Below are 14,913 nucleotides of genomic sequence, written 5' to 3'. Positions count from 1 at the left end.
GGAACGGGGTGCGGGGGCGGCGCCGGGGCCACATGCCGTGGCGCGGCCACGGGTTCGCGCCGCCCCGGCCCCGCACTCGACCGGCCTGACCCGTGTAACATACAGACATGCGTGTATGTGAGCTGCCGTGACGACGGCGGAGACCCCGGAGAGCCCCCGCCGGACGCAGGCGGACCGGCGCGCCCGGACCAGGAGCGCACTGCTGGAGGCCGCGGCGCGCGGGCTGTCCGAGTACGGGTATGCCAACTTGGTGCTGGAGCGGGTGGCGAGCGAGGCCGGCTATACGCGCGGCGCCCTGTACCACCTGTTCGCCAACAAGGAAGACCTGGCGCTGGCGGTCGTGAAGTGGGTCGAGGAGACCTGGAACGCCGAGGTGCGCCACCTCGCGGACGCCGCACCCGACCCGGTCGCCGCACTGATCGCGCTCGCACGGGGGCACGCCGTCTACTGCCGCCGCGAGGTGGCCCGCGTCATGCTGACCCTGCGCGTCGAGTTCACCGGGCAGAGCCATCCGGTCGGCCGGGCGATCAGCGACATCGGCGAGGAGTTCATCGCCCACTGCGCCGCTCTGATCAGCGCCGGACGCAGCAGCGGCGCGATCCCCGCCGGACCGCCGCCCCAGGAGACGGCCCACGCCTATCTGGGCGTGGTGGAGGCGGTCGGGATCCATCTCGCCGGTCAGGCGCCCTACGACACCGAGCTCGCCGAGCGGGCGGTCCGGGGGCTGCTCGGTCTGCCGCCGGCAGACCAGGACGGGCAGGCCGGCGGATGAGGCGGCCGAACAGCGCAGGCACCTCACCCACCTCGCGTCCCTGACGGATCCACGAACTCACCGGCGGCTTCCGGCTCGAGGGCGTCCGAGCACGACCGAGGGCGCCGCCGCGCGCCGATGACCTGCCGTCAGCGCACCCGTAAGCGCACCGCATCGCGGCTGCGCCGCACCGGTATCACCCCAGCTGCGCGGCGAACGCCTCGTATGCCCGGTCGTCGAAGAGGACGAACCTGACCTCCTCGACCGATGTCTCCGTGCCCCGCACCGTCTCCACCGCGATCCGGGCGGCGTCCTCCATCGGCCACCCGTAGATGCCGGCCGAGACGGCCGGAAACGCCACCGTACGCGCCCCGAGTGCGTCCGCCACCTTCAGCGACTCCCGGTAACACGAGGCCAGCAACTCCGACCGGTCCTCCTCGCGGGAAAAGCGGGGCCCCACGGTGTGGATCACCCAACGGGCGGGCAGCCGGCCGGCGGTGGTGGCGACCGCCGCGCCGGTGGGCAGGCCGCGGCCGTACCGGGAAGCGCGCAGATCGCGGCACTCGTCGAGGATCTCGGGGCCGCCGCGGCGGTGGATCGCGCCGTCCACTCCCCCGCCGCCCATGAGGGAGGAGTTGGCGGCGTTGACGACGGCATCCACGGACTGCTCGGTGATATCGCCCTGGACGAGGGTGAGGGAGGTGCGGGAGGTGCTCATGGTGTCTGATCGTAGGCAGGCGGGCAGGGGGCGGCCGGCCTTTTCGGGCGGGGCGGCGGTGCGCACGATCGCCCGGCGCCGCCTGAGGCGCAGCGCGCACCGGACGCGCCGCCGCACCTCAGCGACGGCTCCCAACCAGCCTGCGCCACACCGCCTTGGCGGCGTAGTGGCCGGACATCCCGTGGACGCCGGGGCCGGGCGGGGCGGACTGGGAGCACAGGAAGACGGCGGGGTGCGCGGTTTCGTACGGGACGCGGGCGAGCTTGGGGCGGATGAGCAGGCGCAGCCCGGCCGCGGAGCCGCTGGCGGTGTCGCCGCCGACGTAGTTGGCGTTACGGGCGGCGATCCCGGGCGGCCCGGCGACCGCGCGGGCCAGGACGAGATCGCGGAAGCCGGGCGCGAAGCGCTCGATCTGCCGCTCGATGACGTCCGTGGCGTCGCCCTCCCAGCCGTTGGGGACATGGCCGTACGCCCAGAAGGTGTGCTTGCCCTCGGGGGCGCGGCTGTCGTCGATCAGGCTGGGCTGAGCGGTGATCAGGAAGGGTACGGACGGGTCCCGGCCGTTCGCGGCGGCGTCGAGCGCGGCGCCGATCTCGCCGCTGGTGGGGCCGATGTGGACGGTCCCCGCCCGGCGGGCCTCCTTGGCCGTCCACGGCACCGGCTCCGCCATCGCATAGTCGATCTTGAAGGAGGCGGGCCCGTACTTCACGTCGCGGTAGGCGTTGCCCAGGCCCGCGATCCGGGCGAGCGCGGTCGGTGAGGTGTCGAAGATGTACGCACGGGCCGGCGGCAGGTCGTCCAGCCGCTTGACCTCGAAGTCGGTGTGCACCGCGCCGCCGTGGGCGCGCAGCAGTCCGGCGAGTGCGTCGGGGATGGCCTGGGAACCGCCGCGCGGGACCGGCCAGCCGACCGCATGCGCGGCGAGCGCGAACATCAGGGCGATGCCGCTGGTGCCGAAGCTGCCGAGCGGGGCGATGGCATGCGCGGCGAGGCCGGCCATCAGGGCGCGGGCCTTCTCGTCCTGGAAGCGGCGGTTGAAGAGGCTGACGGGCTGCGCGGCGAGCAGGCCGAAGCGGGCGTAGGTCACCGGGTCCATGGGCAGGCCCAGCCACTGGGTGCGCAGGAAGTCATGGGCCATGGACTCCCACTTGCCGACGAACGGCGCCATCAGCCTGCGGTAGGTCCCGGCGTCGCGCGGCCCGAGGGACATCGCGCTCTCGCCCACGGAGCGGGCCAGCACCCCGGCCGTGCCGTCGGGGAACGGGTGGGCCAGCGGCAGATCGGGGTGCAGCCACTCGAGGCCGTACCGCTCCAGGGGCATGGCGGTGAACGCGGGCGAGCCCACGGCGAGCGGATGCACCGCCGAACAGGGGTCGTGGCGGAAGCCCGGAAGGGTCAGTTCCTCCGTACGGGCTCCGCCGCCGATGGTGTCCCGGGCCTCGAAGACCTCGACGGACATCCCGCGGCGAGCCAGTTCGACCGCCGCCGTCAGGCCGTTGGGTCCTGCCCCGATCACGACGGCATCGAGCATCCTCGGCACCTGCGCCACTCCCCTCAAGTCCGACCCTCGTCGGTGAGGATCAGTTGGCGGCTGCCAGCAGTCCGAGGATACGCCGGGCCGTTTCGGCGTCCCGGGCCGCGGTGAACGGCAGCGCATTGCCGCCCTCGATCCGGAACGGCTGCCCGGCGACCGTACCGCTGGCGCCGCCCGCTTCGTGGACCAGCAGCAGCCCGGCGGCGTGGTCCCAGGCGTTTTCCCAGCTGAAGGCCGTGGCATCGAGGTCGCCGCGGGCTATGTGGAGATACTCCAGACCGGCCGAACCACAGGGGCGCGGGGCGATCCCGCCGGTGTCCAGGGCGGCGAGGACCCGCTTCTGGTCGTCGTCGGTGAAGTCGAAGTGGGAGGTGGCGACGTCGAGGACGGCATCGGGGGCCGGGGATCCGGCCCGCAGCGGTACGCCGTTCAGCTCGGCGCCGGCGCCTCGGCGGGCGATGGCCATCAGGCCGAGCGCCGGGGCGTACGTCCAGGAAGCGAGCACCTCGCCCCGGTGGGCCAGCGCGACGAGCGTGGCGAATCCGGGATCGCCGTGGACGAACTGGCGGGTGCCGTCGACCGGGTCGACTATCCAGACGGGGGCGTCGCCGTGCAGTGCGTCCAGCACCGAGGGGTCGGCGTGCACGGCCTCCTCGCCGACGACCCGGGAGCCGGGCAGCAGGGCCGTGAGCGCACGGGTGAGGTGCTCCTCGGCGAGCCGGTCGGCGATCGTGACGAGGTCGTGCGGGCCGTTCTTCTGGACGATGTCCTCGGCGGCGAGCTGCCGGAAGCGCGGCATGATCTCGTCGGCCGCGGCCCGCCGGACGGCGGCCTCCACGGCGGCCAGGTCCAGCGCGGAGAGGTCGGGGGCATCGGGGGCGGGCGTGGCGGTCAGCGTGGCGGAGGCCGTCGCGACGGCGTCGGTGATGTTCGTGGTATCTCCCGAATCTTCGGTACGAAGTGCTTCGATCATGTGTCCATGGAAACACGAGGCACTGACACCGCGACTGGACCTCAAGTGAACTCCAGGTGCCGCGGAGGGCACGGGACGGGGTCAGCGCCCGACCGCGTACCCCTGCATCCCCCGCGGATTCGCCGCCGACGACAGCACCCCGGTCTCCGGGTCCCGCGCCACCGCGCAGATCCGCCCCTCCGACCAGGCATCACCCACCGTGATGCGGTGACCACGCCGTCGCAGCTCCTCGATCACCGCCGTGCCGATCCGGGACTCCACCGTGGCACTTCCCGGCCGCATCCCGCGCGGGAAGAACGACCCGGGGAAGGAGTCGCTGTGCCAGTTCGGGGCGTCGATGGCGCCTTGCAGATCGAGCCCGCCGCGGACCGTCGTGCGCAGCGCCACGGCGAGGAAGAAGTGCAGCTGCCACTGGTCCTGCTGGTCGCCGCCGGGCGTGCCGAAGGCCATCACCGGGACCCCGTCCCGCAGCGCGAGGGACGGCGAGAGGGTCGTACGGGGGCGCCGCCCGGGGGTGAGGGTGTTGGGCAGGCCCTCCTCCAGCCAGGCCATCTGCAGCCGGGTGCCGAGCGGGAAGCCGAGGGCCGGGATGACCGGGCTGGACTGCAGCCAGCCGCCGGAGGGGGTGGCCGAGACCAGGTTGCCCCAGCGGTCGGCGACGTCGAGATGGCAGGTGTCGCCCCTGGTGGCGCCGTTCCGGTCGACCCCGGGCACGGACCCCGCCCGTCCCACCGTCGGCTCGCCCGTCCCATCCCCCGGGATCCCCCTGGCGAGGGAACCGCCGTCGCCGGAGGCGACCGCCGAAGCGTGCTTGCTCAGCCGCGGGATACGGCCATCCGGGCGGCCGGGCCGCAGCGCGTACGAGGCGTGCTCGCCGATCAGCGCCCGGCGCGCGGCGTTGTAGTCCGCGCCGAGCAACGTCCCCAGCGGCACCGCGCCGGCACCCCCGGCCCTGCCGGCCCCGCCGTCCCCGTTCCCGGCATCGCCGTACCAGGCCTCGCGGTCGGCCATCGCGAGTTTGCAGCCCTCGATCAGCAGATGCACGTAATCCGGACCGCCGTAGGCCGGCAACTCCGTTGGCAGCAGGGCGAGTTGCTGCAGAAACACCGGGCCCTGGGACCAGCCGCCCGCCTTGGCGATGGTCCAGCCGTGCCAGTCGTAGGTGACCGGGGCTTCGTAGATGGCGGCGAAGGCGGCCAGATCGTCCCCGGTGAGGGTGCCCGCATGGCGCTCGCCCGAGGTGTCCATGGCCGGGCGGGCCGCGAAGTCCGCGAGCGCCTCGCCGATGAACCCCTCACGCCACACCCTGCGCGCGGCGTCGATCCGGGCCTCCCGGCCGGCCGCGACGGCCTCCGCCTCCGCGACCAGCCGCCGCCAGGTGGCCGCGAGCGGACGGTTTCTGAGCAGGCCACCGGGAACGGGGGACCGGCCGCCCGGCAGATAGATCTCGGCCGAGCTCGTCCACTCCGTCTCGAACAGCCCGCGTACCGTCTCCACCGTCTCGCCGATCCGCTCGACGGCCGGGTGGCCGTGTTCCGCGTACCCGATGGCGTACCGCAGGACCTCGGGCAGGGACTTGGTCCCGTGATCGCGCAGCAGCAGCATCCAGGCGTCGAAGGCGCCCGGTACGGCGGCGGCGAGCGGCCCGGTGCCGGGCACCAGGTCGAGCCCGAGCGCGGTGTAGTGCGCCACGCTCGCACCGGCCGGCGCCGGCCCCTGACCGCACAGCACCTGCACCGGCCCCCCGGCCGGCGCCAGGAGGATCGGCACCTCGCCCGCCGGGCCGTTCAGATGCGGCTCCACCACATGCAGCACGAACCCGGCGGCGACGGCCGCGTCGAAGGCGTTCCCGCCGTCCTCCAGGACCGCCATCGCGGACTGCGACGCCAGCCAGTGGGTGGTGGAGGCCATCCCGAAGGTGCCTTGGAGGGTGGGGCGGGTGGTGAACACGGGCGGCTCCTCGTCCACGGGGTGACGATCAACGCCCGGCTAGTCTTCCCCTCATGGCCGTGCAGCGCACCACCCTCCCCCGAGCCGCCCAGGGGGTCCGCTGGGACGGGCTCGCCCTGACCGTCGACGGACCGGCTCGACCGCCACTGCGCTGGGAGGTCGCCGACGGACGCCGACTGGTGCTGCTCCAGGGCGGCGACCGGGGAGACCGGGTCGTGGTGCTGGCACGGCAGCGGGTCACGCACCGCGGGGTGCACTATGCCCGCACCGACCGGTACGCATCGCCGCTGCCGCCCCTGCGCGCCGGCCTCGCCCGCACGCACCGGGAGGCCTGCCCGGACGATGACGACGCCTGGTTCGCCCGCTGGGCCAACCACTTCGCGGACGGACTGCGGGACAGCGCCAACGGGCCGCTGCACGAAGGCGATTGGCAGATGACGCGGGGGATGCCGCCCCGGTGGGACGTGGCCGAGAACTGGGAACGGCTGCCGCACCACGACCCGGCCATCGGTCACATCACCTGGTTCGGCTACGGCGACCCCGACGAGGACCGCCGCGACCTCCTCCCGCTGCGTCCGCTGTCCGCGCCCGACGCGCCGCGGGTGAAGGCGTACCGCCGCCAGTACCGCGAGGGCGTGCTGCCGCCCGTCCTGCTCTGGTGGGTCGGCGGCCTCGACTCGCTGGTGCTGGTGGACGGGCACGACCGGCTCGCGGCGGCGCTCGCCGAGGGCGGCCGTCCCGCCGTCCTCGCCCTCGCCCGGGAGACATCGGAACGGTGGGTGAGGTGGATGGCCGGGCCCGTCATCGACGACTACGAACGCCGCCTCGCGCCCCTGGAACGTGCCTGCGCGGACGGCGATGCGCTGGCAACGGTCCTCGCCGGCGCGGCCGGCCGCAAACTGGGGCAGCAGCTGCACGACCTCGACGCCACCCCGGATCTCACCCGCTCCTGGCCCCTGCCCGGCGGCGTAAACGCCTGGGAGGACCTGGCCCGCACCCACGCCCCCGGCTGGCGCCCCGACACCGAAAACTGACAGGACGGCAGACGCGTCGCCTGCGTACGCTCACGCCATGACCGGCACCGACCACGAACCGTCCCCCGACCAGCCGTCCCACCGCCCCCTCGTGGCGATCCTGAGCGGCGCCGGGATCTCCACCGACTCCGGGATCCCCGACTACCGCGGCCCCAACGGGCTGTGGCGGCGCGACCCGGAGGCCGAGAAGCTGGTCACCTACGACACCTACATGGCCGATCCGGAGATCCGGCGGCGGTCGTGGCGGATGCGGCTGGAGAGCCCGGCGTTCCGGGCCCGGCCGAATGCCGCGCACGAGGCGGTGGCACGGTTGGAGCGGTCCGGGACGCCGGTGCGGGTGATCACCCAGAACGTGGACGGGCTGCATCAGCTCGCCGGCCTGCCCGAGCGCAAGGTCCTGGAGTTGCACGGCACCGCGCGCGCCGTCACCTGCACCCGGTGCCACGCCCGGTCGTCGATGGCGGAGGCGCTGGAGCGGGTGGCGGCGGGTGATCCGGACCCGGCGTGCCTGGTGTGCGGCGGCGTCCTGAAGTCGGCCACGGTGATGTTCGGGGAGCGGCTGGATCCCCAGGTGCTCGGTACGGCCCTGGGCGTGGCCAAGGCCGCCGAGATCTTCCTCGCGGTGGGCACCACGCTGCAGGTACAGCCCGCCGCCTCACTCGCCGGCGTGGCCGCCGAGCACGGTGCCCGTCTGATCATCGTGAACGCCGAGCCGACGCCGTACGACGCACTCGCCGACGAGGTGATCCGCGAGCCCATCGGCAGCGCCCTGCCCAGGCTGCTGGAGGGGCTGGGCTGACGGCCGTGGCCGCGGCGCGCCCGTGGCCGTAGCGGCGGAACCCTTCAGGAGGGAGAAAGACCGCCCGCCCTATGGCGGTTGAACAGGGCAACGCCGCCACGAGCCCGATCGGCACGGCCCGTCCACGCGCACCGTCACCGCACATGGCGTCGGCTCCCCCGCCACGCGGAAGGGTGTCACGCGAGGGTCACGCCGGTTCAACGCCGCGGTCATGGCCGCCCCCCCACGCTGGAAACATCCATGGCCTCTCCAGAGAAGAGGAGGCACAGCGATGACAAACATCCGGAAGCGTCTTCCCCACGTGGTCGGCGCAGCTTTCCTGGTTGCGGCACTCACCGGAACGATGGGAGCGATAGGCGCGACGGGCGCTGAAACAGCGCCTGCGAAGGCTACGACAAAATCGGCGCATTCGGCAGCAGCCGCACCGGCGCTGCTTTGCATCAGCAAGGTCAACGGCAAGGTCATCAATGTCGCTCCGGGCTCGGTCAGGGCCCTGTGCCGCGGAGGCAGCTGGGGCGGCGGGGGTGGCGGAGGCGGCGGAGGCGGGGGCGGCGGCAGCACCACCGTAACCGGCGGCAGCACCACGACGACCGGCTCCAGCACCACCACCGGCGCAAGCACGACAACCGGCGCCCAGACAACAACCGGCGCCCAGACCACCACCAGTTCCCAGACCACCACCGGCTCCCAGACCACCACCGCCGGCACGACGACCGGAGCCCAGACCACCACCGCCGGCACGACGACCGGCTCCCAGTCCACCACCGTCTCCCAGACCACCACCGGCAGCGGAATCGGAGGCACCACCGCCACCACAACCACCACTACCGGCAAGTGAGCGAATGGCGTCAGCGCAGGCAGCCAGGCCGGCAACGACCGAGGCAGGCCACGCACTCGGCAGAGCTCTCGGCTCCTGCTGAGGGGCGAACGCAATCCTCCTGCCCGGGAGTGCCGTTCACCGTCCGCGGGACGGTCGATCCGAACTCCCGCAAACCCTCCGGCGGTTCGCGCCCCCTTTGGCCGATTCCTCCGGAGGGCCGCGCGCCGAGCATCGTGGCCGCCTGCTCGTACGGTCCTCCGGGCTGACACGGCCGGTCCGTCGGCTCGCACGGCGCGTCAGATGGTCACGCGCCGGTCCTCGTCACGGCTGCCCGGGCCCTTGCCCCGGCGTAGTCGTGCCGTGATGCGGTCCCGCGCGGCCGCCATCCTCGACCCGCCCCATCGCAGGGCGTTCGTCGGCAGGAAGACCATGTCAGAGGCGATCATCGCCAGCGAAAAGAACGGCAGGCCGCAGATCACCGCGATGGTCGCGTGTTCGGTGATCAAGATCGCGAGCAGCACATTCTTCACCCGTCGGTTGAGGAGAGTGAAGGGAAAGGCGACCTGCGCGATCACGGTGCCGTAGGTGATCAGCGTGACCATGATGGAGCGGCTGTCGAGCGCCTGGGACAGACCGGCCCACGGGCTGAAGTAGTGCAGATGAAGCGGGAAATGCAGGGCGCTTCCGTCCTGCCAGCGGGCGCCCTGGATCTTGTACCAGCCGGCCGTGGCGTAGAGGAGGCATACCTGGGCGGCGATCACCAGCATCGCCGCGTTGTGGACGAGGTTGGCAACGACATCCAACAGCGCCCGCACCTCCGGGGAACGACGCCGCCCTGCCCAGAACCACAGGGCCTGGACCGACCACAGTCCCCAGAGGATCGCTACCCAGCCCCAGGGGAGTTTCGCGAACCCCGTCGCCTGTGCGAGGGCGAGGCCCGCGCCGGCGAGGATCCACAGCGCCACGCTCACCCGGTCGCAGCCGTCCGGACGCGGCGTCGCCGTGCGCTCCCGCCGTCGGGCGTCCAGCGACCACACCTGCCCGCACCGCGTGAGCAGCAAATAGCTCGCCATCAGGTGGATGAGGGTGTCGCCGCCGTCTCCCAGGAGGATGCTGCGGTTCATCAGTGACAACACCCCGACCATGAACAGAATCGACATCGTGCGGGTGTGCCACCCCAGGAGCAGCAGCAGACTCGCGACGATCACCCCGTGGTAGACCAGTTCGAACCACAGCCTGTGGTTCGACCACAGCAGGACGGTGAACGCGTGGTTCGATCCGGTGAGGCGCTGGGCCAGGTCGAACCCCCATGGGTTGGTGGTGCCGTACAGGTCCAGCCGGTACGGCCATTCGCGGAGGAGGTAGAGCCCGAAGGTCAGGGAGAAGCCGATGCGGACGACCGCGGCCTGGTACGGCGCGAGTGCCGCACTCGTGATCTTGTTCAGGCCCTTGGCGATCGCCACGTCGAGCTTGGTGCCCATGCCCGTGAAGGGGGAGGACGTCCGGGCAGTCTCCTTCTCGACGCTCACGGGAACTCCTTCTTGGAGACCGGCCACCATGGAAGCACCTGGGAGGTCTTCTCGGTGCTCCCCCGGTCGCTACTCCACTTGGGCGGGATGATCGGGGTGTACAACGCGTAGATCTGCACCTTGACCACCTGGCCGCCGTCGATCCGCGGCCCGAGCCGGTGAGCCGCGATCCGGCGCACGAAGTCCTCGGAGAGTTCGCCGCGCGCGCCGATCGCCCGCCCCTTGACGTCGTGCGTCCTGCTGTAGAAGTCCCAGGCCTGACGCAGCAGGTTCTGGTGCGCATGACTGGGCACGGGATTGTGCCTGATCTCGCGGAGGTCCTGTTCGGTCAGGGACAGCCAGCCCGTCGTACGCCGGGAGCCGTCGGGGAACGCGACCTCGGCGCGCGCGTGCACGTCGATGTTGGACTGGAGCGGATTCGGGGCGAACAGCTGCCAGTTCTGATCGAACTCCGGATAGACGTAGCCCTTGATCAGCCCGTTGTACTCCTTGCTGATGGCGTTCAACGGGGCGACGAACAGGAACACCAGAAGCAGGTGGAGCGTGACGCCGATCGTCAGCACCCCGATGGTCGCGACGATCACGATCCGCGACGGCAGCGGCCAGGACCCGTTCGGCGCGGGCGGCAGCGCGCGGACGGCTGCGGGCTTTCCGGGCGCCTGGCCGTCGCCGGCGCCGTCCGAGCCGGTCGCGTCCGAGGCCTCGTGTGGCTCCACAGCGCTCCCCCGATCACGGGTCCCGGACATTCGGCGAATTCACTGACGGATCACCTGGTCGTTCAGGCGATCACCGCCACCAAATCAGAATAAATAAACCCATTAGTACATAAACGCTCTACTGGGCCGAATGGCTGACGGGGCGGTCCCGTGCGAGAGGACCGTGCGCGACGCAGGCGGCGCCACACCGCCCCCCCCCGGTTTCGTCACCGTCCGGGGTGTGACCGCTGCAGCCCGTCCACCAGGTGACGCAGCCGCTGTGTGGGACGAAGGCCGAGCTCGTCGCGGAGGCGGTGCTCGTAGCGTTCGAAGTCGTCCAGCGCCTCGGACAGGTTGCCCTCGGCCAGATGGGCGCGGATCAGCGAGGCCTGACCGCTCTCCCGCAGCGGATTCGCCTGTACGGCCGCGCCGGCGGCCGCCACCGCCCCGGCGAACTGCTTCGCGTCGATGAACACACCCGCCAGCGACTCAAGGGCGTGCAGGCGAAGCTGCTCCCATCGTTCCGCCTCCTGCAATGCCCAGTCGTCGTACCAGCCGGGCAGCAGGTCGCCGGAGAGCTGGTCGACGGTCGCCGCGGTGAGAGGGAGCTCATCGGCCGGGACTCCGGGATCGAGTATGCGCTGGGCCAGTGACCGAGCGTGGTACAGATCGACGCTCACGTCCCGCGCGAGACGCACGTCGGCGGGGCTGACCTCCAGGGCTTTCCTGCCGTTGTCGCGCAGGCGCGACAACGCCGACCGCAGGTTCGCGTACGCGCTTTGCTCGCAGGCTTCGGGCCAGAGGCTGCCGGCGATCAGAGACCGAGGGACGGCCGTGCGGCCGGTGAGCGCGATGAAGGCCAGAAGGCGCTTCGAGCCGACGGGGACCGCCACCGGGACATCGCCGACCACGAGGTCGAAACCACCGAGAAGGGCGATGCGCACGGACGGCCAGTGATTCACGTGCGGCGTGGAGAACATCAGCTCATCTGAGCTCATGAGCGGTGATCGCGGAGGGGCCCGTCTGCTCGGCGTACACCCCACCGGCCGCGCCGCCGTTGCCCGAGGTTCGCAATCATCTGTGCACCTCCCACACATCATGGTGCTCCGCCCGTGGAAGGTTGTCGAATTGTACGACGTGGACCCGATATACCACCTCCGGTGCTGCGCCATCGCAGCGACCAGAGCTTGACGTTGGCGCCTCTGACCTGCGCGTTTCCTGGTTCGGCGAGACGACCGTACGACACCGAACGGACCGGCCGCGGCCGACGACGGCGTCCGGCACGAAGGCCGCGTCGGGGTTGTCGGCAAGTCCACTCGGCGAGCAAGGAGTCGGCGAGCCGGAGGCGCCTGCCGTTCCCGATCCAGGGGATACGGACCCGGTGGCCGCCGTCCCGCGCGCCCGGCGAACTCTCCCTCGTCGACGAGGAGTTCACCGCGCGAGAAGACCGTCTCGACCCGGCCCTCCACAACGCCCGGGTGGAGGAGGTCCATCCGGAACACCTCCCACAACTCATCAGGCGCCGGCCGCTCAACGGCCCCTGCCACGACCGTCAAGCGACTGGCCCACCCAAACGACCCCTGGCTTGAGGTCAGGCCGGGGACGCGTGCCGTGCACGGCTGCCGGCCAGGAGCGCCGCCCGGCGGACCGTACCGGTGGAGGCGGCCAGCAACGGCAGCCGGACGGCGGGGCTGGGAATGCGTTCCTGAGCGTGCAGTACCCCCTTGATCACCGTGGGGTTCGGTTCGGCGAAGAGGGCCGCGGACAACCGGGCCAGCTCGGCTCCGAGCTTGCGGGCGGGTTCACCGGAGCCGCGACGCCACAACGAGATCAGCTCGGCGTAGTCGGCGGTGCGCACATTGGCCGATGCGACGATTCCGCCGTGGGCGCCCGCCGCGACAAGCGGTGAGATGACGACGTCGTCGCCGCCGAGCACGGCGAAGCCGGGCAGGGGGCAGCCGAGCAACTCCACCGTGGTCGCGTCGATCGCGCCGGTCGCATGCTTGATCCCGACGATCCCCGGCAGGCGGCTCAGTGCTGCGATCGTGGCGACGCCGAGCGTCTGTCCCGTGCGGTAGGGGATGTCGTACACGATCAGCGGGAGGCCGCCGTGTTCGGCCAGCGCGGTGAAATGCGCCAGTGTCCCCGCTTCACCGGGCCGGATGTAGGGCGGCGCGGGAACCAGCGCCGCAGCTACGTCACCGGTGGCCGCCAGTTCGCGCAGCGACTTGATGGCGGCGGCGGTGTCATTGGTGCCGACCCCGACGATCAGCGGGGCGCCGTGAGCGCGGCAGGCGGCCGCGCAGATGCGCACCACCGTCTGCTTCTCCTCCGCGGTCAACGTGGCCGATTCCGCGGTGGTGCCGAGGGCGACGAGTCCGGAGGCGTCGGCCGACAGCGCCTCGTCGGCGAGCCGGGCGAGCGCATCGGGGGCCAGGCTCAGGTCATGGGTGAACGGAGTCACCAAGGGGACATACAGGCCGTCGAAGAGGGGATTGGGCTTCATGGTCCCACCCTGGCTCACACCGACCCGGTAGATCCATTTCTGATTTCTACGTTCATGCCTAAGCTGAACTTATGCTCGATGTTCGTCGTCTCTACCTGCTTCGCGAATTGGACCGGCGCGGCACGATCGCGGCCGTGGCCGAGGCGCTGACCTTCACCGCATCCGCCGTCTCCCAGCAGCTGGGCGTACTGGAACGCGAGGCAGGCGTGGCCTTGCTGGAACGCAGCGGCAGGCGTGTGGTCCTCACGCCCGCGGGCCGCTCCCTCGTCGCACACGCCGACGCCGTGCTGCAACGCCTCGAACTGGCGGTCGCCGAGCTGGCCGGCGCGCGGGACGGCATCGGGGGGCCGCTGCGGATCGGGACCTTCCCCTCCGGCGGCCACAGCATCGTGCCCGCCGCGCTGGCCGAGCTGACCCAACGGCATCCCGCTCTGGAGCCGATGGTGCAAGAAATCGACTCTGCCCGTGTGTCCGACGGCCTGCGTGCCGGCGAACTCGACGTGGCCCTTGTCCACGACTACGACTTCGTACCCGCGTCGCCGGACACCACAGTGGACGAGGTGCCCCTGCTGGAAGAGCCGATGTACCTCGTCACCCGTACCGCGGCCAAGAACACCGGCCCGAGCGACACGCTGGCAGAGCTGCTCGGCCCCTATGCCGAGGCCCCGTGGATCACCGCGCGGGACGGCACGACCGGTCATGCGATGGCCGTACGCGCCTGCCAGGCGGCCGGGTTTCAGCCGAGAATTCGCCACCAGGTCAACGATTTCCGTACCGTGCTGGCCCTGGCCGCCACCGGGCAAGGGGCCGGATTCGTACCGGAAATGGCCACTGCGCAAGGCCCCTCAGGCGTGGTGCTGACCAAGTTGCCGTTGTTCCGTCGTTCGAAGGTCGCCTTCCGCGCGGGCGGCGGCACTCATCCGGCAATCGCCGCTTTCGTGGCCGCGGCACGAGCGGCAGTGAGCTGCATGAGGGGTCCAGGGCCGGATGAGAAGACCGCGACGCGCCAAGGCGGACTGCGCAACCGCTGACCCTTCACAGACGAGCTGACGGAGAGCGCGGACGAGCCCCGGGGCAGCGAGACCACGGTGCAACTGGCCCGGACGGAGCCACACGTGCCCATGCTGCTAGGCGAGTGGGTCTCCGCTCGCGTTCGTCCCGTCGTCGAGAGCAGGAACCGGGCGCGGCGCGCCTTCGGCATCGATCGCGACGAAGGTGAGCCGGCCGGTGGCCACCTCGGCGACGGGCCCGGCGGCGTTCCAGCGTTCGGCGGTGACGCGCGCCGCCACTGTCATCGATGTCCGGCCGGCGCGTTCGAGTGTGGCGTGCACGCTGAGCAGGTCCCCGGCGCGCACCGGGGCGAGAAAGGTCATCCGGTCGACGGAGACGGTCACGGCCGGGCCATCGGCGTGGCGCCCGGCGGCGGCCGCAGCGGCGTCGTCGATGAGCTTCATCACGACGCCACCGTGGATGGTGCCGTAGAGGTTGGTGTCGTGCTCGCTCATGATGTGCGCGAGCGTGACCCGGGAATCGGCCGGGGTTTTCTTGGCAGCGGAGTTCAGCGCGACGGTTCGGTCGGCCACGTCAACTCTCCTTCGCGAGTC

Annotated in this window: 14 protein-coding genes; 5 read left to right on the top strand and 9 right to left on the bottom strand. The window is 71.7% G+C overall.

Annotation, left to right across the window (positions count from 1 at the left end):
* Positions 1-127: 127 nt before the first annotated feature.
* Positions 128-772 (top strand): TetR/AcrR family transcriptional regulator, encoded by a 645-nt coding sequence (locus ADL29_RS14665; RefSeq protein ID WP_053924101.1) that lies wholly within the window; start codon positions 128-130, stop codon positions 770-772.
* 175 nt (positions 773-947) lie between these two features.
* Here the strand turns inward: ADL29_RS14665 and ADL29_RS14660 are convergent, their stop codons facing one another.
* The 4 genes from ADL29_RS14660 to ADL29_RS14645 all read right to left on the bottom strand — a co-directional run bounded on the left by ADL29_RS14660 (position 948) and on the right by ADL29_RS14645 (position 5,926).
* On the bottom strand, positions 948-1,469 hold the full coding sequence (locus tag ADL29_RS14660; RefSeq protein ID WP_053924132.1) for an O-acetyl-ADP-ribose deacetylase: 522 nt from the start codon (positions 1,467-1,469) through the stop codon (positions 948-950).
* Between the two features lie 118 nt (positions 1,470-1,587).
* The gene (locus ADL29_RS14655) at positions 1,588-3,000 is read right to left on the bottom strand and encodes a phytoene desaturase family protein (RefSeq protein WP_078971003.1); all 1,413 of its coding nucleotides are present in this window, start codon (positions 2,998-3,000) and stop codon (positions 1,588-1,590) included.
* Positions 3,001-3,049: 49 nt separating this feature from the next.
* Positions 3,050-3,976 carry an inositol monophosphatase family protein gene (locus ADL29_RS14650; RefSeq protein WP_078971002.1) on the bottom strand — a complete coding sequence of 309 codons (927 nt, stop codon included), beginning with the start codon at positions 3,974-3,976 and terminating at the stop codon, positions 3,050-3,052.
* 81 nt (positions 3,977-4,057) lie between these two features.
* Positions 4,058-5,926: a gamma-glutamyltransferase family protein gene (locus tag ADL29_RS14645; protein ID WP_053924129.1), complete on the bottom strand. Its 1,869-nt coding sequence runs from the start codon at positions 5,924-5,926 to the stop codon at positions 4,058-4,060.
* A 53-nt stretch (positions 5,927-5,979) separates the two neighbouring features.
* On the opposite strand from ADL29_RS14645, the gene ADL29_RS14640 reads away from it, so the two are divergent.
* The 3 genes from ADL29_RS14640 (at position 5,980) to ADL29_RS14630 (ending at position 8,597) form a co-directional block, all read left to right on the top strand.
* Positions 5,980-6,960 (top strand): hypothetical protein, encoded by a 981-nt coding sequence (locus ADL29_RS14640; RefSeq protein WP_053924100.1) that lies wholly within the window; start codon positions 5,980-5,982, stop codon positions 6,958-6,960.
* 37 nt (positions 6,961-6,997) lie between these two features.
* Positions 6,998-7,759, top strand: a complete 762-nt coding sequence (locus ADL29_RS14635) for an SIR2 family NAD-dependent protein deacylase (protein WP_053924099.1) — start codon at positions 6,998-7,000, stop codon at positions 7,757-7,759.
* Between the two features lie 271 nt (positions 7,760-8,030).
* Positions 8,031-8,597 (top strand): hypothetical protein, encoded by a 567-nt coding sequence (locus ADL29_RS14630; RefSeq protein ID WP_053924098.1) that lies wholly within the window; start codon positions 8,031-8,033, stop codon positions 8,595-8,597.
* 278 nt (positions 8,598-8,875) lie between these two features.
* Here the strand turns inward: ADL29_RS14630 and ADL29_RS14625 are convergent, their stop codons facing one another.
* From ADL29_RS14625 to ADL29_RS14610, 4 genes are all read right to left on the bottom strand, one after another.
* The gene (locus ADL29_RS14625; protein WP_053924097.1) at positions 8,876-10,108 is read right to left on the bottom strand and encodes an HTTM domain-containing protein; all 1,233 of its coding nucleotides are present in this window, start codon (positions 10,106-10,108) and stop codon (positions 8,876-8,878) included.
* On the bottom strand, positions 10,105-10,824 hold the full coding sequence (locus ADL29_RS14620) for a DUF5819 family protein (RefSeq protein ID WP_245689405.1): 720 nt from the start codon (positions 10,822-10,824) through the stop codon (positions 10,105-10,107). Before ADL29_RS14620 ends, ADL29_RS14625 begins: the two co-directional genes overlap by 4 nt.
* A gap of 206 nt (positions 10,825-11,030) precedes the next feature.
* The gene (locus ADL29_RS14615) at positions 11,031-11,801 is read right to left on the bottom strand and encodes an AfsR/SARP family transcriptional regulator (RefSeq protein ID WP_245689403.1); all 771 of its coding nucleotides are present in this window, start codon (positions 11,799-11,801) and stop codon (positions 11,031-11,033) included.
* Positions 11,802-12,394: 593 nt separating this feature from the next.
* Positions 12,395-13,309 (bottom strand): 4-hydroxy-tetrahydrodipicolinate synthase family protein, encoded by a 915-nt coding sequence (locus ADL29_RS14610; RefSeq protein WP_053924095.1) that lies wholly within the window; start codon positions 13,307-13,309, stop codon positions 12,395-12,397.
* A 134-nt stretch (positions 13,310-13,443) separates the two neighbouring features.
* On the opposite strand from ADL29_RS14610, the gene ADL29_RS14605 reads away from it, so the two are divergent.
* On the top strand, positions 13,444-14,340 hold the full coding sequence (locus ADL29_RS14605) for a LysR substrate-binding domain-containing protein (protein WP_245689401.1): 897 nt from the start codon (positions 13,444-13,446) through the stop codon (positions 14,338-14,340).
* 96 nt (positions 14,341-14,436) lie between these two features.
* On the opposite strand, the gene ADL29_RS14600 is transcribed toward ADL29_RS14605, so the two are convergent.
* On the bottom strand, positions 14,437-14,892 hold the full coding sequence (locus ADL29_RS14600; RefSeq protein WP_053924093.1) for an acyl-CoA thioesterase: 456 nt from the start codon (positions 14,890-14,892) through the stop codon (positions 14,437-14,439).
* Positions 14,893-14,913 lie beyond the last annotated feature (21 nt).

Origin of the sequence: Streptomyces chattanoogensis (genome assembly GCF_001294335.1) — a bacterium.
GTDB classification, from domain to species: domain Bacteria; phylum Actinomycetota; class Actinomycetes; order Streptomycetales; family Streptomycetaceae; genus Streptomyces; species Streptomyces chattanoogensis.
The sequence above is the reverse complement of the archived record's forward strand: the minus strand, read 5'-3'. Positions and strand labels throughout refer to the sequence as shown.